Raw genomic sequence first — 22,223 nt, 5'->3', positions numbered from 1 at the left:
GGCGTAGTTGCGTTTGGCAACAGGCTGCTCATTAAGCGAGCTTGCAGTTTTACTCTCGTCAAAACGTGTCTTAAAACGTGTGGCTTGAGTGCTGGCGGCTTTGATAAGCGTATCACCAGATTTGATAGCGAAACGTAAGCCTTTAAGCGGTAAGCCAAGTGCTTTTTTTGCAATCATATAATATCCCTAGCGGTATTAATTTAAGCCTATATGATACCTTAAAAAATCAATAAAGTGAACAGTTATACACTGTAAAAATATTGCTAAATAACAATAACTTGTATTGATTATGGAATGTATTAACGAAAATAATGGATGACTTATCAGGCATTGAGGAGAAGTGTAAGTAACACCGTAGATATGTAGATGATTTTAAATAAATCAAATAAAGGCGATGCTTATTAACCCAGCAGTAAATGACTTGGATAATCAGTGATGATAACGTCAGCTTGCCATGCGATCAGCTGTTTAATCGTGTCAATATCATTGACCGTCCACGCACTCACTGGCAAGCCATGACAGTGGCTATGTTTAATGACTGCTCGACTAATCAGCGGATAGTGGATACCTAGCTGAATACAGCCAAGTTGCAAGGCGGTATTCGGTGCAGTCATTAAGACTTCAGGTGTGCGAATGAGCAAGCCGCGAGAGATATGCTTTAGTAATGGATGACGTTGTAAGCGAACATGTAGCTCTACATCGAAACTGGTCAGCACAATGGGTAGTTTGGCAAGTGGGCTATCGATGAGGTTGTGTGTCAATGCTTTTACCAATTTAGCATAATCAGTACGGTCATGCGTTTTAATCTCCAGTTCAATATCAGTAAAGCCCTTTAGCAACGGCACTACCTGCCCTAATGTCATAATCTGATGACCAAACTGCGAATGGCGTTGAATCTCAGCAAGATTTAACTGATCAACACGTGCTTGCTGACCACACATGCGTTGCAGCGTGTCATCATGGAACACGATTAAATGACCATCCGCACTCAGTTGTACATCAAACTCAACCCCTGCTAAACCCTGAGTGTTGAGACGTTGAGCGTACTCAAAGCCTGAAAAGGTATTTTCTAATGCTTCGCCACGCGCACCGCGATGACCCAATAAAAGCGTGTTTTCGAAATTTATCATAATTTATATGGTTGGTTAGTGATACGCGCAATCATATAGTGCTAAAACAACAGCGTCTAATAAAATTTGCTCGATAAAGCAATATTACTATGTGGTTCCTTTTATCCAAAAACTTTATAGAGATGAGCTGAGCGAAATCTTAGAATAGGTTTACTGTCTGTCAAACATTCAACAGACCTAGTTAATCGCGGTAGTCTAAAAGCGTATTTATAACGAATTCATAAGTATGTATTTGTTATGTTTTTGCAACTAAATACAGGTTTTACCTATAATGAGGGGCGTTATTTGTATATCCATGGGCTACACTAATGAACATTTTATTTAAACACCGTATAATAATCTGGTTTTCAAACCTAGGGCAGCTAGGGTTGCGGTTTGAACATCAATCACTGTCCATCAGTGGCGGTACGTATTAGTAAATTGGGAGCAAAAGAAATATGAGCGTAGCAAATAAAAACGTGAGCAAGTGGTATAAAGTGGCTGGTATTGGCATGGTATGTGGTTTAGCGCTTGCTGGCTGTGATCGCTCAGAGAAGGAAGATACCACCGAGACGGCAGAGCTCACAGAGCAAGAGTCTGCGTCTACTGAAAACACCGCAGCTACTGCGGTAAGCTGTGATGACCCAATGGTACAAGATCGTCTCAAAACGGCTCTAAAAAACACGCTCAATCAACAAGCACAAACGCTGGCTGCCAACTACGCAAATGATGCAGAGATCAGTCTCGCTAGCGGCGCTATCACTAATAAAACCAACGGCATTGTGATTGATGTACAAAATGCTGCAGTCTTACAAGCAGCCAATGACAATGGTATGACGACTTGTCAGGCAAGTGTGAGCATGACGTTGCCAAGCGAAGATTTGTATCAAGCCAGTCAAGTACAAGCAGCCAACAATCTGCCGAGCCTACAATCACGCTTAGCGCAAAATAACATCCGTATCAATAACAACATGTTGGTTGATGATGCCTTTACCTATGTCGTTGGTACTCAAGGCGGTCAAGTACGCACACGTATTGCTGGGCAGCCAGCATTGATTACTGTGGTCGCCGATGTGATGGCAGGTTCTGTATTTAAATCAGCGATGGATGAGCAGCGTGCCCAACGTAGCGCAGAGCGCCGTGCAGCACAAAACGATGACAGTCAGTCAGCACCCGTTCGTCAGCCTCAAGTAGTCAAGCCAGTTGAGCCGATTCGTCCTACTCAGCCTGCCACGCCGCCGACTATCAACAATCCAAGCAGTAGTAATACGGATAGCAGCGCGTCAGCCACTCCTGAGGTCAAAACCCCAGCCACACCAGCCGTACCGAAATCAGTACCTAAAGATGAAAGTATCGATATGGTCATTATTGAAGATGACAGCGCTACTTACTAATTAGTAAGATTTAAGCTGTTCTCAAACAATATTGTCGTGACTGAATAGTATTAATCAGTCAGTAAAAAGCCCGCAGTGTTAAGGTTGCGGGCTTTTTTATATTTTATGCTAAACCTTAATTCTAGGGTCTGCTTTTAGCGTTTTAGTCCACTGAAGTAGTCCTGCGCAATTATTTTTTATCAGCGAATTTTTGTAATACCTGACTGTCCCATAAGACTTCAGAGACTTTATTGGGATCTGTACAAAAGCGAGCAGCGACAAACAACCAATCCGATAAGCGATTGATAAAGCTCACGGCCGTACTGCGAACCGCTTGTGGACGCTCTTGCTGTAATAGCACTGCTTGGCGCTCTGCACGGCGACAGATCGTACGTGCAACGTGTAGTTGGCTGACCAATACCGAACCTGTGGGCAAGATAAAATCTTTTAGCGGCGGCAAGGTCGTATTCATCACATCAATTTGCTGTTCTAACCATGTAATGTGAGTGGCATTGACGCCTTCATATTCTGGCATAGCCAGCTCACCACCGATATTAAACAATAAATGCTGAATGATGACTAACGCTTGAGAAAATTCCTTCTCTATAGACTGTCCTTTATTATGCTGTAACTGAGCACGTACCAGACCAATGTGTGAGTTAAGCTCGTCGATATCACCCATTACGCTAAATAGATTGTCTGCTTTGCTGACGCGGCTGCCGTCTGCCATGCCAGTGCTACCGTCATCTCCAGTACGCGTATATATTTTGCTTAAACGATTGCCCATATCTAAATCCTTAACAGTTTTTATGATTGAATGATGTTAGTTGCGGGCTCATTGTAGTATTTTATGGCTGTTTTCGCTAAGATAATGGGTTAGGTTTTATGTTGCCGCTGTTTTTACAGTTATAGCGACCATAGTCAGTGCTGTTTAATATCCAAACATTGATTATATTTTTGTTTTTATTTTATCTATTTCATTTATATTAAAAGGCTTTTTAACCATGACCACACCACTTGCCGATGCGATGTCTCAGCTTGCTATTCATGACTCACTGACTGGCGGAAAACGTCAGTTTGTACCACTCAAATCAGGGCAAGTAGGCATGTATGTGTGCGGTATGACCGTTTATGATTATTGTCATATTGGGCATGCGCGGGTGATGGTTGGTTTTGACATGGTAGTGCGCTGGTTGGCTCAGTTAGGCTATGACGTTAATTATGTGCGCAATATCACCGATATTGATGACAAAATCATCACTCGTGCCGCTGAGAACGGCGAAGAGATTGGTATGTTAACGCAGCGTTTTATTGAAGCCATGCACGAAGATGCAACCGCTCTTGGTTGCGAGATGCCAGACGCTGAGCCGCGCGCGACTGATCATATCGATGATATGCAGCAAATGATTGAGACCTTGGTCGCAGGCGACTATGCGTACGCAGGCGACAATGGTGATGTCTACTATGCCGTCGATAATTTTGCAGATTATGGTAAATTGTCTAAGCGTAATCTCGATGAGATGCAAGCAGGTTCACGTGTCGATGTCGAAAATGATAAGCGCAATCCGTTTGATTTTGTCTTATGGAAGGCAGCAAAACCCAATGAGCCACAATGGGCGTCACCATGGGGTCAAGGGCGTCCAGGTTGGCATATCGAATGTTCAGCGATGTCGACTAAGTGCTTAGGTAATACCTTTGATATTCATGGGGGTGGTCATGACTTGCAATTTCCGCATCACGAAAACGAGATAGCGCAGTCTGAAGCCGCGACTGGCTGTGAATACGCGCGTAACTGGATGCATGTCGGTTTCATTAATGTCGATGGCGAAAAAATGTCCAAGTCGTTGGGTAACTTTTTTACCATTCGTGACGTGATGGCAAGATATCTACCTGAAACGGTGCGCTTTTTCTTATTATCAAGCCATTATCGCAGCCAAGTCAATTTTTCTGATAACGCATTGGACGAAGCACATAATAGCCTAAGCAGATTATATAATGTGTTAAAATTGGCCGAACAACAAAAAGGGCAGACGCTTGTAGTCAGTGATACGCTGATAAATGATGTTTATAGCAGCAGTGCTGGACAAGACTTTATCAAAGCCATGAACGATGATTTTAATAGTTCAACGGCGATCAGTGTACTGTTTGGGCTGGCGCGTGATATTAATAAAGCTATTAAAGCCGAAGAGGTAGACACTGCATGGCAATTAGCAGAGCAGCTCAAAGCGTTGGCACAGGTACTCAATATTTTACAGCAGCCAGTTCAACAGTTTTTGCAAGCAGTGATTGGTGAACAGGCGGATGATGGTTTAACCGATGACACTATCGATAATTTAATCATTGAGCGTGCGGATGCCAAAACCAATAAAAACTTTGCGCGTGCTGATGAGATACGTGAGCAGCTAAAAGATGCTGGTATTGAGCTTGAAGACAGCCGTGCTGGCACGACATGGCGCCGCGCTTAAGGCAATCATGTTACAGAACACTCATATAGATAGTCATAAACTAAGTCAGCTTTGAGCTGGCTTTTTTTATAGGCTAAACTAGGGTATATCATCATTCTAAAAATGGTGCTAAGAACAAGATAAATTGCAGTCAAACCATAAAGATGAAGCTAAATTGGCTATGTAATCTATGTAAGAATAAGCTTTGTAGGCAAACTTCAAGAGATGCAAACATCAAGTGAATTAATGGCTTTTAAAATATGAATATTCTCAAAAAGAGCATTGTTGGCGGTCATTGTATAGCAACTGATACCGACGGTGACTACTATCCTAACGGCCAACGTTGGAATGTGCGCGCCAGTACTTTGTCATTACTATTAGTTTTTTTTATAGTCAGCATGAGTGCTGTGTTTGCATCCGCTAATGCCGCAAGCACTAGTGATATGCAAAGCGATAGCGAACAAGTTGATGATGAGCAGTCCAGCTCGTCATCGACTTCAGTCAGCAAGCCCGATAATCTGGCTGAATATGCCACTCAGAAAATCAATACAATTAAAGACGAAAGCCTCAGTATCTCTGGCGTTGCAGAAGAAATATTTGATCCTACCGAGCGTAATGCAGTAGAGCAAGCGGGTAATTTGCAGGGCGATTCTGGACTGACGGGTGAATACAATGAAAGTTATTATTTGCTAGACAAGCTCAATGTAGGCTTGCCGCCATTGTCTGAACTGCCAAATTTAACCACGCCACTAGCGACTTTAGAGTTTTTTCAGTCAGCGGTCATGAAGCAACAATACGACTTGGCTGCTTATGCACTCAACATTAATTTAATCGATCAGAAAATTCAGCGTAACCACGCGCTTGAGTTATCAAAACGGTTGGATTTTTTGTTAACGGAAAAAGAGCTTTATGTTTTTGATGATCTGCCAGATCGCCCAGATGGTTTAATCGAGCCACCACTTGGCAATACCAGTAGTATCATGGGTATCCCTAGACGTTCGATTCAGCTAGGTTATATCGACTATCGTGAGCGCCGTGTTCCCATCTATTTGCAACGAGTACGGGTTGGTGAGGCTGCGCCTATTTGGGTATTTTCTGCACAGACCGTTGATAATATTGACAATCTCTATGAACAATATCATCCAGCGGAATTTGAGCGTTATTTACCTGGATGGTTAAAACTTAAGATTTTCAGTATCGCACTATGGGAGTTTTTGGCATTAGCACTGTTTTTCTTAGTGACCATGGGAGTAGGGTGGTTACTCAGTAAAGGCACGGAAAAAATCATCAGCCGTTATATCGACGATGAAAAATACAGCAATTATGTTGGTAGTACTAATGGCGTGGCAGATTTGGTTAATAAGCTGACCGTGCCGTTGACTTTTACCATCAGTTTTTTGCTCGTCTTTACTTTAGTGTCAGGCGGCTTTCCTTATTTGGATGCGGTAGCTTCATCGACTCGTCCGCTTATCTGGATTGGGCTAGTATTTAGCACCTTATGGCTTGGCATTCGCGTTATTAACTTTTTTGCTAATCGCTATCAAAGCCTACAAATTGAAAATCTGGCTGAAGAGCACTTTGATAAAGAGCGCCGTCGCCGTACTTATGTATCGATATTTCGCCGCGTCTTTATTTTTGTCATGATTTTGGGCAGTATTTGGATTGGTCTCAGTGAATTTGCCAACATGGAAGGTCTTGGCAAAACGCTATTGACCTCGGCTGGTATCGCAGGCGTGGTCATCGGAATTGCCGCGCAGCCGATACTGGGTAACATCATTGCTGGGGTACAGGTGGCCGTGACCCAGCCGGTACGGATTGGCGACAGTGTGATAATGGATGGCAACTTTAGTACCGTTGAAGACCTGCGTTATACGTATGCGGTACTCAAAACATGGGATGAACGTCGATTGATCGTGCCGATGCGCGAACTGATCACCGAAATGGTAGAAAACTGGTCACATACCGAAGTACATCAGACTTGCCCTGTGTTTTTATATGTCGATTATGGCGCAGATATTGAAGCCATTCGCCAGCAATTTATATCGGCGGTTAAAGATAATAAGCTTTGGGACAACAAAACTGAGCCTGAAATGTTTGTCATTGAGGTGACTGCCAACATTATTCACCTGCGCGGCGCTGTTTCAGCGGTAGGTCCCATAGAAGCATGGACACTGGCCTGTGAGATACGTGAGCAGATGTTGAATTACTTATATAGCAAACAAAAAGCTTATCTGCCTGCTGAACGTTTAATATTGAAGGGTTAAGACCAGTAACCGACGATTGAGTATGTTTTCTATGCTTTTAAATAGCTGAGCTTTACAGACGTCGATATCGATAGACAAGCGCTAGCAAAATAAGCTGACAAATATAGCATGCGATTTGTCTGATTATTTGTTATAATATGGCGTTATTTTTAAGGGATAAATGAGCGATTAAGAGTAGGGGCGCGCTATATTTGTGCAAACTTATTAGCATCAATCAATTGCAATTTTCGAGTGTCTCTGTTTGTTTAATCACAAACACCGGCTGGCTCATTGCTGATTATCTAAAACTTTGTGATACAAGGTCTTTAATTTTAAGACTTTAGCTTCATAAAGTCATATCGGTGATTTTGGTTGATTGTCTTAATGCCAAAAATATCCCACCCATCAAAATAACCACCACTAGGGGTCTGTATGTTGCGAATTGTCGATGAAGCCTTAACCTTTGATGACGTTTTATTGTTGCCAGCTTATTCTGAAGTCTTGCCAAAAACTGCCGATCTGACCACTCGTTTGACCAAAAACATCACGCTGAATTTACCGCTGATTTCTGCCGCGATGGATACCGTGACCGAATCTGAAATGGCCATTACGATGGCACAGCTAGGCGGTATGGGTATCTTGCACAAGAGCATGGATATCGCCAAGCAAGCAACACAAGTACGCCGCGTCAAAAAATTTGAAGCAGGTACGGTTGTAGATCCGATTACTGTGCATCCAGAGATGACGATTGGTGATCTGCTACAGCTGACGCAAGACAATAATATCTCAGGCGTACCTGTGGTAGAAAGAGGCACTGATAATGTCGTGGGTATTGTGACTCACAGAGATTGGCGCTTTGAAACCAATCTGTCTTTGCCAGTTAGTAAAATCATGACGCCAAAAGATCAGTTGGTGACAGTACATGAAGGTGAAAGCAACGAAAACATCAAGCGTCTGCTACATGAACACCGTATTGAAAAAGTCATCGTTATCGACGATCATTTCCGCTTACGTGGTTTGATTACGGTTAATGATTTTGCAAAAGCTGAAAACAATCCAAATGCTTGTAAGGATGAGCAAGGTCGTCTGCGTGTTGGTGCTGCTGTTGGTACTGGTGCAGATACCCAAGCGCGTGTTGAAGCATTAATCGCTGCTGACGTCGATATCATCGTGGTTGATACCGCACACGGTCATTCAAAAGGCGTGATTGATAAGGTGTCTTGGATTAAAAAGCACTATCCACACGTACAAGTCATCGGTGGCAATATCGCAACAGGGGATGCTGCACTTGCACTACGTGATGCAGGCGCTGATGCGGTAAAAGTCGGTATTGGCCCTGGTTCTATCTGTACTACGCGTATCATCGCTGGTATCGGTGTGCCGCAAATCTCAGCCATCGATAACGTCGCTAGCGCATTAAAAGACAGTATTCCACTGATTGCAGATGGTGGTATTCGCTATTCAGGTGATATGGCAAAAGCCATCGCTGCTGGTGCTTCGTGCATCATGGTAGGCTCATTGATGGCTGGTACTGAAGAAGCGCCAGGTGAAGTTGAGCTGTTCCAAGGTCGTTACTACAAAGCTTACCGCGGTATGGGTAGCCTTGGTGCGATGTCAGGCTCAAACGGTTCATCAGATCGTTACTTCCAAGATGCTAAAGATGGCGTAGAGAAATTAGTACCAGAAGGTATCGAAGGCCGAGTTCCTTATAAAGGTCCAGTTGCTGGTATTGTTAATCAGTTGGTTGGCGGTTTGCGCTCATCAATGGGTTATACTGGCTCTGCGACCATCGAAGATATGCGTACCAATCCGCAATTCATTAAGGTGACATCGGCGGGTATGAAAGAGTCGCATGTCCATGATGTTCAAATCACTAAAGAAGCACCGAACTATCGTGTGAATTAAAAGATGTTCTATAATCCTGCATTACGTCAACGATAGCTATTTTGCAGGGCTGCAGTGACCTTAAGATACAAACAGCCAACAATGCCTTGTTATTGTTGGCTGTTTTTTTTGTAAAATACACAAGCGGATTATAATAATAACTACTTAGACTGTTTATACGTTATTGTTTGCGTATTCGTCTGGTTTTCACTCTTAGATTTGGGAGCATACATAATGAGCTACTTTGGCACCGATGGTATTCGCGGAAAATTCGGTGAGTCGCCGATTACCCCTGATTTTATTTTAAAACTGGGCTATGTGACGGGACGTGTGCTGATAGAGAATAATGACAACCCTGCTCGCAAGCCAAGCGTGGTCATCGGTAAGGATACGCGGCTGTCAGGTTATGTGATTGAAGGCGCATTGCAAGCGGGGTTTAATGCCGCTGGTGTTGATGTGCATATGCTTGGACCATTACCCACACCAGCGATTGCGCATTTGACCCGTAGTTTTAATGCAGATGCTGGGGTAGTTATTTCAGCGTCGCACAATCCTTACTATGATAATGGTATCAAACTGTTTTCAGGAGATGGCAAAAAGCTGACTGATGAGATGCAAAACTCCATTAATGATAAGCTAAAAGCGATTATGAGTGCCTCTGAGGCGGACAATAATGTGATCATGCCTATTCTTGATCCAGCACAATTGGGGAAAAATAATCGAATCAATGATGCCAAAGGTCGCTATATCGAATTCTGTAAAGGCAGTTTTCCCTATCAGTACGACTTGAGTCATCTGACTGTCGTTGTAGATTGTGCCAATGGTGCAGGCTATAGCGTGGCACCAAGAGTCATGCGTGAGTTGGGTGCCAATGTGATTGCTATTAACAATACGCCTGATGGCGTCAATATCAATGCCGACTGCGGCTCTACCCATCCTGAAGGCTTACAGAAAGCAGTGATTGAGCACGAGGCAGATGTTGGTATCGCACTAGACGGTGATGGTGATCGTATTGTGATGGTTGATGAGGCTGGTAATCTGGTTGACGGCGATGGCATTTTATACGTACTTGCTACCCAAGGTCAGACTAAGGCGAAAGGTGTGGTTGGTACGCTGATGAGTAACATGGGCTTAGAGCTGGCACTCAAAGCAGCAGATATTAAATTTACGCGTGCGAAAGTAGGCGATCGTTATGTGATGCATGAGCTTGAAGCGAATGGCTGGATACTGGGTGGCGAACCATCGGGTCATATTCTATGTTTGGATAAGAGTCGTACGGGCGATGCCATTATCGCCGGCTTGCAAGTGCTTGCGGTGATGGAAGCACGTGGTAAAGCGCTCAGTGATTTGACCGAAGGCTTTGAAAAATTGCCACAGAAACTGGTCAATGTACGCTTAAGTAAAATGCAAGATCCGTTTGAACATGAAGAGCTGGTTGCTGCTTTTGCAAAAGCACAGGCTACTTTAGAGGGTCGTGGTCGTCTGCTCATTCGACAGTCAGGTACAGAGCCTATGATACGTGTGATGATTGAGTCGGATGATGAAATAGAATGTGATGTATTGGCAAATGATTTGGCTGACCATATCAAAGCAATATTGGGTTAAAGTCATAATATAGTTATATTAAAATAAGGAATATTTTATGAGCATGGATTTTACCGATCAGCGTTTGTCATACGAAAAAGGTGAGCTTGATCAACAGTCCGTCCCAGACTCTCCATTTGAGCTACTAAAAGAATGGATGAATGAGGCAATAGCACAAAAGGTGCAAGAGCCTTATGCGATGAGCTTGGCGACGTGCGGTGCTGATAATAAACCTAGCGTGCGCATCGTACTTATGCGTGAGATTACTGAAAATGGTGTGGTGTTTTATACCAACTATGAAAGCGCTAAAGGTCAAGATATTGCCGAAAACCCGAATGTCGAAGCGCTATTCTTTTGGCACGAGCTGGAGCGTCAAGTACGTATTAGTGGCAGCATTGCTAAAATCGATGCTAATAAGTCAGCTGCTTACTTTCAAAAGCGTCCTCACGACAGTCAAGTGGGTGCGTGGGTCAGTCAACCGCAAAGTGGCGAGGTTGCTGATCGTGAAGTGATGCAAGCCAAGTTTGATGAGCTGCAAAACCAGTATCCAGAAAGTAGCCAAGTGCCAACACCAGCGTTTTGGGGTGGTTACGAGATTAGCATTCATGAGATTGAGTTTTGGCAAGGTCGTGCCAATCGTATGCATGACCGTATTGTCTATACTAAAGACAATGGTGAAAGCTGGACTACCAAGCGCCTTTTGCCGTAACCCAAGCGCGCTATTCATATTTTCATAGAAGTAGAAAAGCCAATCTAGGCGTCATAGTGATTATGACATCTGGACTGGCTTTTTATTTTGCGGTTTGTCTGGAGCAATTTTAGAAAATAGCAGTGCCTATTTGTGAATGTCCAACATGCTCTAGTTCGGTTTAGTATCGACATCGACCGACACCGACATACCGGGGCGCAATTGCGCAAGCTCAGGTTGTCCTTGCTCTAAATCTATTCGTACCGGAATACGCTGAGCGATTTTAATATAGTTGCCAGTCGCAGGGTTTGCCGCGCCTGCGCTAAATTCACTGCCAGTCGCTGGCGAGATATTGCTGACATGACCTCGAAACTTAATGCCGCCTAGCGCATCCACATGAATAGTTGCAGGCTCACCGACAGTCATATTTGCCACTTGGGTTTCTTTAAAGTTGGCGATAATCCACACGCCTTTCGGCACCACATACATGAGCTGTGTGCCCGCGCTGACATATTGCCCCGCTTTGACGCTGACTTGACTCAGTTGTCCTGATTCCGGTGCTCTGATAATAGTATTGTCTAAATTAAGCTGTGCTTGCTTAGCAACTGCTTCTGCATTTTTAATATTGGCATCGAGTGATGAGCGGCTACCACTGGTTTTTTTGCTGGCTTCAAGGGCGACTTGTAAATTGGCTTCTGCTTGCTGCACGCCCGCTTGTGCTTGAGCGAGCTGAGCTTGGGCATGAGCAACTTCTGCTTTGGATACTGCGCCAATCGCATCAAGCCCTTGATAGCGCTTTACATCTTCGCGTGCACTATCAACGCTGACTTTGGCACTATATAAGTCCGCTTTACGTGCTTCGATTTGTGCCTGACTGGTGCCCGTATCTTGCGCATTGCTTGAGCGGTCGGTCATAGCGACTTCGATATTGGCTTGTGCTTGTTCGAGCTGCTGCAAAAAGGCACGGTCGTCTATCTTGACCAATAAATCACCTGCTTGTACATTTTCAAAATCTTGCACTGCCACTTCTGTGACATAGCCAGAAACTTGCGGGCTGATAATCGTTGTTTGACCTTTTACAAAGGCATTATTAGTCTGCTGAACCGTAGGCGTAAAGGGCGGTAGCTTCCATGCATAAAGAATCAAAAGGACGCCAATAATGATTAGTGCAATCAATAAGCCTAGGTTAAAGTAAGATTTCTTTTTAGGCGACCAACTTGTAGCGTCAGGAATAGGCTCTTTTGGCGGCATTGGCGTTTCATCAGTATCAGCAACTGACGTTATTACCGAGTCCTCTTTTTTCGGTACGGTCACAGTATCATCACTTTTCGATTGGTTTAGAGGCATCTCTATTGCTGCTGCATTGGATGATGTCTGATGGTTTTCAGCAGTATTTTGGGTGGCATCTTGAGCAGTGTCTTGATTATGGTCATCAAGATCATTTAATTTGTCTTCGCTCATGATGCGCTCCTAATGAGATTGATAAACATGGTGGATAACTTTTTAAAATATAGTAATTAGCATAAGAAGAAAAGGTAACAGCAACAAATCGATATGATTATCACCTGTTATTTTTTGCCCATCATTTCTGCCAATGCGGCAAGTTCTTTACTAAGTGGATTGCGTTTATGATAAAGGTAATAAAAATAAACCATCAATAAATATAGCGCGGTGATGGTGGCGCTCACGGCCATCAAAAAGAATAAATCGTCATAAGCGGCGACCGTTGCTTGACGTTGCACACCCTGTAGCATTTGGGTCATCGTAGCAGGATCAGTGGTATTCATTGAACTGACCATATCGGCATAATGCATCTGAGTACGAATGGTGGTAAATGCTTGAATACCTGCCGCGCCTGCCAAACCGCCGACAGTTTGTGAGATACCAAAAATCACCGAGAAGCTAATAATATAGGCAGGTCCGTTAGCAATGGCGCGAAACATACCTTCAAATACCATTGGTCCCATGAAGTAAACGGCAGCAAAAGCGATTATAAACTGACTGAAATAGAACATATAAGGGGCAGAGTTTAGCGACACACCCGTATCTATCCATGCACCAATCGCAATCAATGCAACCGCAAAAATCACTGGTCGGCGCAGATCCGTCGCTTTGGTGGTAAAAATGCTAATCACTAATGCCAGTATGCTAGCCACCAAGATGATGGCATAGAAAACAATCAGCTGGTCATTACCATAACCAAGGTTTGCTAATAACCCTGCGGCGCCCACACTTTGCTCAGACAGCAAAATACGCATAACGGCACCAGTAATCATAAAGGCAATAATGGTGCGACTACGCATCCAGCGCACTTGTAACATAGGGTTTTTGCGGTGCGTTTCAATCCATAAAGCAATTGAGATAGTCACGACGGCAATGATCAATGGATAGCTAAGCCAAGGCATTGTCCACCATTGAATTCTACCTTGTACTAAAAATACCGATAGGGCGGCAAGACCACTGGCAAAAAAGCCAAAACTCACCAAATCAAGTTTTTCAAAGACCTTTTCCGTGTTGCCCGGTGGTAGCTCAAGAATGTTAATAAGCCCAAAGCAAATCAGCGATAATCCCACTTGGAATAAAAATAAACCTTCAAGCTGACCATCAACGGCTAAATAAGGCGAGATAATCCGTGACAGTGGAATGCCAAACTGCACCAAGCCAAAGCCCAAAATAAGTCCGCTGATACGCCGAGCAGTTGGCATGCCTTGTAGACAATAAAAAATAGACAATACCGTCATCGCACTAGCCACCACACCACTAAAGCCACGGGCGAGCAGTTCTAAATAATAAGGCTCAATGCTAACCCCAATCGTCGTACTGAGTAGATTGCTACTGACCAACCACTGCATACTGGTGGCTGCCAATAAAAAGAACAAGGTGATTTTGCTAAATAACGACATGCCAAATTGCTGGCGAATTTTGTACAGCAGCACCGTGACACAAGCATTGGTCATATTGTAAGCGACTGATATCCAGCCACCTTCTACTGGTGTTAAGCCCATTTCACCTTGGATTTGAGTGAGATTCGCGACCAATAGACCATTCTGAAAGCTGGCAGTTAAGCCGATAAAAATACCAATCAGTAAATAAAATACTTTACGGTGCACAGGGTGATCAGGGGTGGCAGGCGAGCCAAGCATGAATGGTCGTTCATGGGGCTTAAACTGGTATTCAGTACTCATGGATGGATAATCTGCGTAGAGGGATAAAATGGTGTATAGCCGTTGTTAAACAAGCATCGCGCTCGTCGGATAGTCATGAAAATCAAGGCGTTCAAAGTCATTTAATAAAAAGTCATTTAACAGAAAGTCATTTAACAGAAAGTCATTTAGTAGACTGATAAAACCAAAAAAGTATTCTAAACCCTGTTTTGAATATTTTATCATAATTTTTGTTGAGTATTTATCACGCATAACTCACACATTGAAAATCAAGTTAAAAGATAGATGCAGCTGTCTGTCAATGATAGACGATAAGAAACACAGTGCTATAGTCAGAGCACTTTTAAACCGCTACGGTGTTACCCACCCTAGATGTACTCAGTATACTATCTGCGGTCGGTCGCCATGTAGCGATTCTAAAATTCCTTGACTATATGTCACATAGCTACGACTCAGGTCATTTTTACCCATAAAAAACAGCTCTATAAAGAGCTGTTTTTTATACATTAGATAGTCGATAAACAGTTAGACCATGGTACTAAATAGAGTGATCATAATTCGCCTCTAAACGCATGCTGCGCTGATAGCTATCAAGACTGGCGAGTTGTAAAGCATACTGCTTAATATGCGGATAATCATCTAACGCTTCACGCTTAGCCAGCATGATTAAGTCAAAAGACAGCATAAAGTCAGCGCCGCTTAGCTTATGACCAACGATAAATGGCTTATCTGCAACTTCCTCGTTTAGATAGCTCAACAGTCTGTGTTTTTCTTGACTGATATAACCATCTAAAAACTCGTTATCGACGATACCGGCTTTTTTGGTAAATAGCTCCAGTAATAACGGCAACATGAGCGAGCTTTCAGCAAAGTTAATCCATTGCAGATAATGTCCATAGTCTGCGCTATCAGTCGTAGGACGTAAGCGCTCTGGCGCAAATCGCTCAATCAATAACTCAGTGATTGCACCCGACTCAGCATAAAGTTGACCATCCATCTCGATAACCGGAGATTTGCCGAGTGGATGTACCGCCTTTAAACTGTCTGGTGCCAAATGAGTATTAGGATCGCGTTGATGACTAATGATCTCATAAGGCACGCCCAGCTCTTCTAAAAGCCATAAAATACGTAATGAGCGAGACTGGTTGAGATGATGTAAGCGAATCATGATAGTGGCCTTTTTGCATGGTCTATTATATTGACGTTAAAAAGATATTAACCTTTCAGCTTAGTGATTAAGCGCTTGGCAGCTTCCTCTGATGACGCTGGGTTTTGTCCCGTAATCAGCAAGCCATCTTCGACCACAAATGATTCCCAATCAGCGGCTTTTTCATAGTTACCACCATTGGCTTTTAGTGCATCTTCTACTAAGAATGGCACGACATCTGTTAGACCAACGGCGTCTTCTTCTGAATTGGTAAAGCCAGTCACTTTTTTGCCTTTGACTAAATACTCACCGTCAATTTTGACATTTTTAAGAGCGGCTGGAGAATGACAAACAAAGGCGACAGGTTTGTCTTGTTTGACAAACGTCTCAATCAAATTGATCGAATTTTTATCAACTGCCAAGTCCCATAGTGGACCATGACCGCCTGGATAAAAGACTGAATCAAAATCTTCAGCGTTCATATCAGCGAGTTTTTCAGTATTGGCAAGATGCTTTTGAGCATCGCTGTCTTCTTTAAAACGCTTGGTATCTTTCGTTTGCGTGTCTTCAGTGTCACTGCTCGGATCAAGCGGTGGCTGCCCGCCAGCAGGAGAAGCAAGTGTCACATTGACGCCCGCATCGATAAAAGCGTAATAAGGCGCGGCAAACTCTTCTAGCCAAAAGCCCGTTTTTTTACCAGTATCGCCCAACTTATCATGTGAGGTTAGTACCATTAAAATATTCATAGTCGTCCTTATTTATTATTGATGTTGTTCTTAAATCATGGGTTGTTAGCAGTCATGCTTAATTGGTCATCTGTAATCAATATGAGTATTAGCAATGACTGCTAGCGGTATTCATATAACAGTATTCATGGTTGAGAGGTCATTTTCAGTGGTTGTCTTAGCAAGTTATGTTGTTAAGTCGTTATTTGCGATTCAACCAACTGATAACCATTGGTTCTGTTATTCAACCTCAGAAACTTTAACCACTGTTTTACCAAAGTTATCGCCATTTAGCATGCGAACAAAGGCATTTGGTGCATCGTCTAAGCCTTCAGCAATATATTCTTTGGTTTTAACATCACCTGACTCGACCCATTTACTCATGGTTTTTAAGAATTCTGGGAAGTGATCGCCATATTCTTCAAAAATAATAAACCCTTTGATGGTGAGACGACGGCTTAGAATGTTGCCCATTAATACGCCTAGACGATCTTTACCATCAGGCAGCTCGGTGGCGTTGTATTGCGAAACCAGACCACAGACTGGGATACGTGCATGCGCATTTAATAATGGCATAACGGCATCAAACACTTTGCCACCGACGTTTTCGTAATAGATATCGATGCCATCTGGGCACGCCGCTTTTAATTGCTCGGCAAAGTCATCAGCTTTATGGTCAATACAGACATCAAAGCCTAGCTCATTGACAGCAAAGTCACATTTTTCTTTGCCACCAGCCACACCAACGGTACGTAAGCCATATTGGTTGCCAACTTGACCTACCGTTGCACCAACGGGACCCGTTGCGGCTGCGACGACCAAAGTTTCCCCTTTTTGCGGCTTACCGATGTCGGTCAAACCCATGTAACCGGTAAAGCCGGGCATACCTAATACACCTAAACCATAAGAAGGATTTGACATGTTTTTGTCAAGCTTTAAGACGCCTTCGCCATCACTGACGCTATAGTCTTGCCAGCCTGAGTTTGAGACCACTAAGTCACCCACAGCAAATTTATCGATATTGGATTCAACGACTTGGGCAACCGTTCCACCCATCATGACATCACCCACTTCTAGCGGATCAGCATAGCTTTTTGCATCGCTCATACGTCCACGCATGTATGGATCTAATGATAAGTAAACGGTACGCAGCAGCATTTCATTGTTATTTGGCGATGGGATATCGCTGGTTACCATATCAAAGTTTTCAGCTTTTGGCTCACCTGTTGGACGGCTTGCCAATTTGATTTGACGGTTTGTTTTTTGATTTTGTTGTTTATCAAAGCTCATTATCAGATTCCTTTTCTATTTATTGATTTTAATATTTACTGGTTTTGATATTTAATGGTGAATGGAGTAGTTACTCAGTGCTGAGCAACTACTATAAATAGCATAACAATATGTGTTTCTTATTACGGTGGTGTTTTTATTAAGCAGCTTTACTACTAATAGCACGTTGCAGAATACGGCGTGACACTTCTAAATCATTGTTGCTGTGCTCGCCTAACTGAACCATGTTGTGCGCCTCAAGCTGCTTGATAATCGGGTCAATAGCTGACGCATCAAGTTCTGCATCTTCTAAACTGACAGGCAAGCCAAGGTCGCGGAAGAAGTTTTCTGTACGGACAATAGCGGCTTCAATGACAGCATCTTCGTCTTGATGGGTATCATCAAGCGTAATATTCCAGACATTATGCGCATATTGAAGTAATTTCTCTTTTTTGCTGTCTTTCAACTCACGCATTACTGAGGGTAATAAAATGGTTAGGGTGCGAGCATGATCGATGCTGTGTAACGAGGTTAGCTCATGACCGATCATATGTGTTGTCCAGTCTTGCGGTACGCCTGCACCGATTAGACCATTGAGTGCCATGGTCGCTGTCCACATAATATTCTTACGAGTTTCTAAGTTTTCTGGATCTTGTTTAACGATACGACCTTCATCAATGAGGATTTTCAGCAAGCTCTCAGCAAAGGCGTCTTGCACTTTTGCGTTGACTGGATACGTTAGGTACTGTTCCATGACATGGACAAAGGCATCCGCAACACCATTCATCACTTGACGCTCAGGTAATGTCAGTGTTTTGATTGGATCTAATATTGAGAACTTAGGGAAGGCAAGTGCGTTGCCAAATGGTAGCTTAGCTTGACGTTCACTATAATTGATGACGCCGCCTGAATTCATCTCAGAGCCAGTGGCTGGAATGGTCAAAACAGCACCCAAATCGATGGCAGAATAAATGTCTCTGCAATAGCTGGTTAGTGCGTTCCATGCTTGTTCGCGTGAGACAGTCGTGCCATCTTCTTCAGTAAGTGACGATACCAATGCCACAAATTTGCTACCATCAATGACTGAGCCGCCCCCGACCGCTAGCAAAAAGTCAATATTGTGCTCATTGACCATATCTGCTGCTTTTAAAAGAGTTGTGAATTCTGGATTGGCTTCAATACCACCAAATTCGAATACGGTACGTGTACCGCTCGCAGCCAAAGCTTCTTTTACTTCGTCTAGCGTACCTGTGCGCTGTGCCGAACCGCCACCATAAGTGATAAGCACACGGGCATCAGTCGGGACCAATTCTGATAGTTGTTTGATTTGACCTTCACCAAAGACGATACGTACTGGATTGTAATATTGGAAGTTATTCATAGTATTCCTAAAATTATTAAATATTTGTGTTGAGCGTATGGGGTGCAAAAATCTCAGTGGCAAATTAGCCATTCGTTTTTGCAACTGTGGGCATTGTACACTAAATAGACCAGTCGTCTAGTAATTTTTACAAAACTCTCTTATAACTCAATTTTTTGCTTTAGATCTAGGGACGTATAAATGGCTAAAAAGCGTTTAACGCACGAGATTAGCGTCCCAATTGAGAAGTAGTCATCTGCCATACTTCTGCAAGCGGTGTATTGGTTTGGCTAATCTTGGCGATTAAACTGGCACCAAGCCAAGCAAAATACCAACGTTTTGCCATGCTCTCGGCCGCGATATTGTCAGGTTGTGGTACAGAGTCATCCGCCCAGCCTGCTTTGATTTGTTCGGCAAGCCAGCTGATGGTCTGCTGGTAACCAGCATTCAGTGCGATGCGCATAGGTTCAGACAGATCTGCAACCTCAGCGCTGAGCTTAACCACCAAGCACTTTTCATGATCACAGCCATTTTGCTGGGTGTCATACCAGCTTTGAAAGTAATCATAAATCTTTTGCTGGGCATTAACTTTTTGACGACCAATGGTGTCTAAGCGTATCTTATAGTCAGTGAAATAATGACTGATGATAGCTTCACCGAACGCTTCCTTTGAGGCAAAATAATGGTAAAAAGAGCCTTTAGGAATACCAGCTGTGTCTAGTATTTGTTTGATACCGACGGCAGTAAAGCCTTTTTTGGAAATCAGTTGATAGCCTGTTTCTAACAGATGCGTTTTGGTATCTGGTGGGATTGTGGTTGAGGCCGCAGACATAATGGTAATGTCCTCCTATATTTTTTATGAATGTATTTCAGAGATAAGGTATGGCGAATAATGCTACTTAGCGCGCTATTAACAATTATTCATGATACTTTCTATGGGTCGATGCAGATTTTTATCTTTGCTTATAATGAGTGCTTATTGTAAGGGTTGATATGGTCACGTTACGTTTTTTCAACAATACTTGCTGACAAAATACGCTTATTTGTATGAGGTCTATGGTAGCATTAGACCAGTCGTCTAGCAAGTTTCGTTTTGATGTGCTTAATCAAATGTCGCGAGCGCAGGCTATTTAATATAAATAACTGTGTTAAGAGTTATTTTTTATCTGTCTCAATTTGCTAGTCATACTGTTTTATTGACAACCAACATAACATCCCTAAAATAAATGAGAAGAATTATGTCAACTGATACCGATAATAACAAAGCCAATGCCTATAATGATTTCCACCTTCAGTACATTGCAGGGGAATGGCAAAGCGGTCAAGACGATAGCGTCAATACCAATACCAACCCCTACAATGGCGATACACTTGTAAAGACTCAGCAGGCGACAGAAACACAGCTTAATGAAGCGTATCAAGCAGCAAGTGCGGCACAAAAAGAGTGGGCACAGCAGACGCCAGCGACACGAGCAGGTGTGCTATATAAAGTGGTTGAGATTTTAGATCAGCGCCAAGATGAAATCGTCGATTGGCTCATTAAAGAGTCGGGCAGTACCCGTGTTAAAGCCATGGTGGAGTTTGCTGCTACCCGCGCCATTACCCTTGAGGCTGCGACTTTCCCCAGTCGTGTACATGGCGAGATTCGTCCATCTAACACCCCTGGCAAAGAAAACTTTGTTTACCGTGAGCCCATCGGTGTCGTCGCTGTCATTAGTCCGTGGAACTTTCCATTACATTTGACCCAACGTTCTATTGCACCAGCTTTAGCACTTGGTAACGCTGTGGTACTAAAGCCTGCGAGTGATACCCCAGTGACTGGTGGTTTGCTGCTAGCAAAAGTATTCGAAGAAGCAGGTTTACCAAAAGGCTTGCTCAACGTGGTTGTTGGCTCAGGCAAAGAGATAGGAGATGCGATCGTTGAACACAAAACCCCAAGCTTTGTATCATTTACGGGCTCTACTTCAGTCGGTAAGCGCATTGGCGAGTTGGCTAATGGCGGTGACTACATTAAACAAGTAGCGCTTGAGTTGGGTGGTAACAGCCCATTTGTGGTACTAAAAGACGCTGATATTGAGCAAGCGGTCAAAGCAGCAGCCTTTGGCAAATTCTTACATCAAGGTCAAATCTGTATTGCTATTAATCGTATTATCGTTGAAGACGAGATTTATGATGACTTCGTTGAGCGTTTCTTGGCGCATGTTAAAACGTTAAACGTCGGCGATCCGAGCAAACAAGACACGGCGGTTGGTCCGATTATTAATAAAAAACAGGTCGAATCGTTGAAAGAGAAAATCGCCAACGCGCAGCAAGAAGGCGCAAAAATGATATTAAGTGGTGAGATTAAAGGGCAAGTGGTACCGCCGCACATCTTTATTGAAGTGACGCGCGAGATGGATTTGTCACGTAATGAGGTGTTTGGACCATTGGTCGGTATCATCCGTGCCAAAGATGAAGAGGATGCGTTATCGATTGCCAATGACTCAATGTTTGGTCTGTCGAGTGCGGTATTTACAAAAGATATGGCAAAAGGCATGCGCTTTGCTCGTGGTATCAGAGCGGGCATGACACATATTAATGATATTTCAGTCAATGATGAAAGTAACTTACCATTCGGTGGCGAGAAAAACTCAGGTATTGGTCGTTTTAACGGTGAGTGGGTGCTAGAAGAGTTCACTAGAACGCACTGGATATCTATGCAACATGAGCCACGCGAGTATCCGTTTTAAGCGATGTATATTTTCAATGCTCTAAATTAAAGTTTGAATAATAAAAAAGCCTGCAAATCAGCGGGCTTTTTTTATGGGAACGTTGAAAGTGTGATTATTTAAGGTGAAAGCCTAGCAAGCCTTGTATCTCCTCGACGGTCATATGTCTAACGAGCGCTTGATCTTCTACCGACAAGCGATTGGTGTGCTCTTTTATCATAGTATGGATGCTACGAGCGACCTCAGAGGTGCTAGCATAATACATTTGCGGCTCCTCTTTAGTGAGTTTCATCAAAAACTTATCGATGATTTTGCGCTTTTCATGGGAAGCGTGTTCTTGAGTCATGACATTCTCCTAGTTATAAACCATCTAAGCAGTCAGCTCAGTGATAGTCAATGCTTATGGCTAGTATAACGCAGATAACAACGAGGGTAGCGACTTAAGTTGAACGGGTAACACGCTCTATACTGTGTGTCACATTCTAAAATATTATCATCTAGCGCCGTAAAACCACGTCCTTCTAG

The 22,223-nt window shown here is 43.3% G+C and carries 17 protein-coding genes; 7 read left to right on the top strand and 10 right to left on the bottom strand.

Annotation, left to right across the window (positions count from 1 at the left end):
* Positions 1-401: 401 nt before the first annotated feature.
* A complete protein-coding gene (locus B2575_RS09665) occupies positions 402-1,130 on the bottom strand; it encodes a glycerophosphodiester phosphodiesterase (protein WP_238049623.1) in 729 nt (242 codons plus the stop codon).
* A gap of 437 nt (positions 1,131-1,567) precedes the next feature.
* Between B2575_RS09665 and B2575_RS09660 the strand changes: the two genes are divergently transcribed.
* The gene (locus tag B2575_RS09660; RefSeq protein WP_238049625.1) at positions 1,568-2,503 is read left to right on the top strand and encodes a hypothetical protein; all 936 of its coding nucleotides are present in this window, start codon (positions 1,568-1,570) and stop codon (positions 2,501-2,503) included.
* Between the two features lie 169 nt (positions 2,504-2,672).
* Here the strand turns inward: B2575_RS09660 and B2575_RS09655 are convergent, their stop codons facing one another.
* Positions 2,673-3,269, bottom strand: a complete 597-nt coding sequence (locus tag B2575_RS09655; RefSeq protein ID WP_296241639.1) for a cob(I)yrinic acid a,c-diamide adenosyltransferase — start codon at positions 3,267-3,269, stop codon at positions 2,673-2,675.
* 217 nt (positions 3,270-3,486) lie between these two features.
* Here B2575_RS09655 and cysS point away from each other — a divergent pair, with 217 nt between their 5' ends.
* The 5 genes from cysS to pdxH all read left to right on the top strand — a co-directional run bounded on the left by cysS (position 3,487) and on the right by pdxH (position 11,346).
* Positions 3,487-4,947 carry a cysteine--tRNA ligase gene (gene cysS, locus B2575_RS09650; protein WP_238049627.1) on the top strand — a complete coding sequence of 487 codons (1,461 nt, stop codon included), beginning with the start codon at positions 3,487-3,489 and terminating at the stop codon, positions 4,945-4,947.
* 239 nt (positions 4,948-5,186) lie between these two features.
* Positions 5,187-7,190, top strand: coding sequence for a mechanosensitive ion channel family protein (locus B2575_RS09645; RefSeq protein ID WP_296241636.1), 2,004 nt, complete (start codon positions 5,187-5,189; stop codon positions 7,188-7,190).
* A gap of 411 nt (positions 7,191-7,601) precedes the next feature.
* Complete coding sequence (guaB, locus tag B2575_RS09640) at positions 7,602-9,074, top strand: IMP dehydrogenase (RefSeq protein WP_045454296.1); 1,473 nt, start codon at positions 7,602-7,604, stop codon at positions 9,072-9,074.
* A 213-nt stretch (positions 9,075-9,287) separates the two neighbouring features.
* On the top strand, positions 9,288-10,658 hold the full coding sequence (gene glmM, locus B2575_RS09635; protein WP_238049630.1) for a phosphoglucosamine mutase: 1,371 nt from the start codon (positions 9,288-9,290) through the stop codon (positions 10,656-10,658).
* Positions 10,659-10,701: 43 nt separating this feature from the next.
* Complete coding sequence (gene pdxH, locus B2575_RS09630; protein ID WP_238049639.1) at positions 10,702-11,346, top strand: pyridoxamine 5'-phosphate oxidase; 645 nt, start codon at positions 10,702-10,704, stop codon at positions 11,344-11,346.
* A 150-nt stretch (positions 11,347-11,496) separates the two neighbouring features.
* Here the strand turns inward: pdxH and B2575_RS09625 are convergent, their stop codons facing one another.
* The 7 genes from B2575_RS09625 to B2575_RS09595 all read right to left on the bottom strand — a co-directional run bounded on the left by B2575_RS09625 (position 11,497) and on the right by B2575_RS09595 (position 19,822).
* The gene (locus tag B2575_RS09625; RefSeq protein ID WP_238049632.1) at positions 11,497-12,786 is read right to left on the bottom strand and encodes an HlyD family secretion protein; all 1,290 of its coding nucleotides are present in this window, start codon (positions 12,784-12,786) and stop codon (positions 11,497-11,499) included.
* Between the two features lie 107 nt (positions 12,787-12,893).
* Positions 12,894-14,510 carry an MFS transporter gene (locus B2575_RS09620; RefSeq protein WP_238049634.1) on the bottom strand — a complete coding sequence of 539 codons (1,617 nt, stop codon included), beginning with the start codon at positions 14,508-14,510 and terminating at the stop codon, positions 12,894-12,896.
* 517 nt (positions 14,511-15,027) lie between these two features.
* Positions 15,028-15,657 carry a glutathione S-transferase family protein gene (locus B2575_RS09615; protein WP_201614188.1) on the bottom strand — a complete coding sequence of 210 codons (630 nt, stop codon included), beginning with the start codon at positions 15,655-15,657 and terminating at the stop codon, positions 15,028-15,030.
* A gap of 47 nt (positions 15,658-15,704) precedes the next feature.
* The gene (locus tag B2575_RS09610; protein WP_238049636.1) at positions 15,705-16,382 is read right to left on the bottom strand and encodes a type 1 glutamine amidotransferase domain-containing protein; all 678 of its coding nucleotides are present in this window, start codon (positions 16,380-16,382) and stop codon (positions 15,705-15,707) included.
* Between the two features lie 219 nt (positions 16,383-16,601).
* On the bottom strand, positions 16,602-17,651 hold the full coding sequence (locus tag B2575_RS09605) for an NADP-dependent oxidoreductase (RefSeq protein WP_060491217.1): 1,050 nt from the start codon (positions 17,649-17,651) through the stop codon (positions 16,602-16,604).
* 139 nt (positions 17,652-17,790) lie between these two features.
* A complete protein-coding gene (locus B2575_RS09600) occupies positions 17,791-19,011 on the bottom strand; it encodes an iron-containing alcohol dehydrogenase (RefSeq protein ID WP_238049637.1) in 1,221 nt (406 codons plus the stop codon).
* 208 nt (positions 19,012-19,219) lie between these two features.
* Positions 19,220-19,822: a TetR/AcrR family transcriptional regulator gene (locus tag B2575_RS09595; RefSeq protein WP_055124963.1), complete on the bottom strand. Its 603-nt coding sequence runs from the start codon at positions 19,820-19,822 to the stop codon at positions 19,220-19,222.
* 406 nt (positions 19,823-20,228) lie between these two features.
* On the opposite strand from B2575_RS09595, the gene B2575_RS09590 reads away from it, so the two are divergent.
* Positions 20,229-21,719: an aldehyde dehydrogenase family protein gene (locus B2575_RS09590; RefSeq protein ID WP_296241623.1), complete on the top strand. Its 1,491-nt coding sequence runs from the start codon at positions 20,229-20,231 to the stop codon at positions 21,717-21,719.
* 94 nt (positions 21,720-21,813) lie between these two features.
* Here the strand turns inward: B2575_RS09590 and B2575_RS09585 are convergent, their stop codons facing one another.
* Positions 21,814-22,044 (bottom strand): hypothetical protein, encoded by a 231-nt coding sequence (locus B2575_RS09585; protein ID WP_045446342.1) that lies wholly within the window; start codon positions 22,042-22,044, stop codon positions 21,814-21,816.
* Positions 22,045-22,223: the final 179 nt, after the last annotated feature.

Source organism: Psychrobacter sp. UBA6739, from assembly GCF_002453835.1.
GTDB lineage: Bacteria > Pseudomonadota > Gammaproteobacteria > Pseudomonadales > Moraxellaceae > Psychrobacter > Psychrobacter immobilis_A.
Note: the sequence above shows the minus strand (reverse complement) of the source record. Positions and strands in the feature narration are given on the sequence as shown.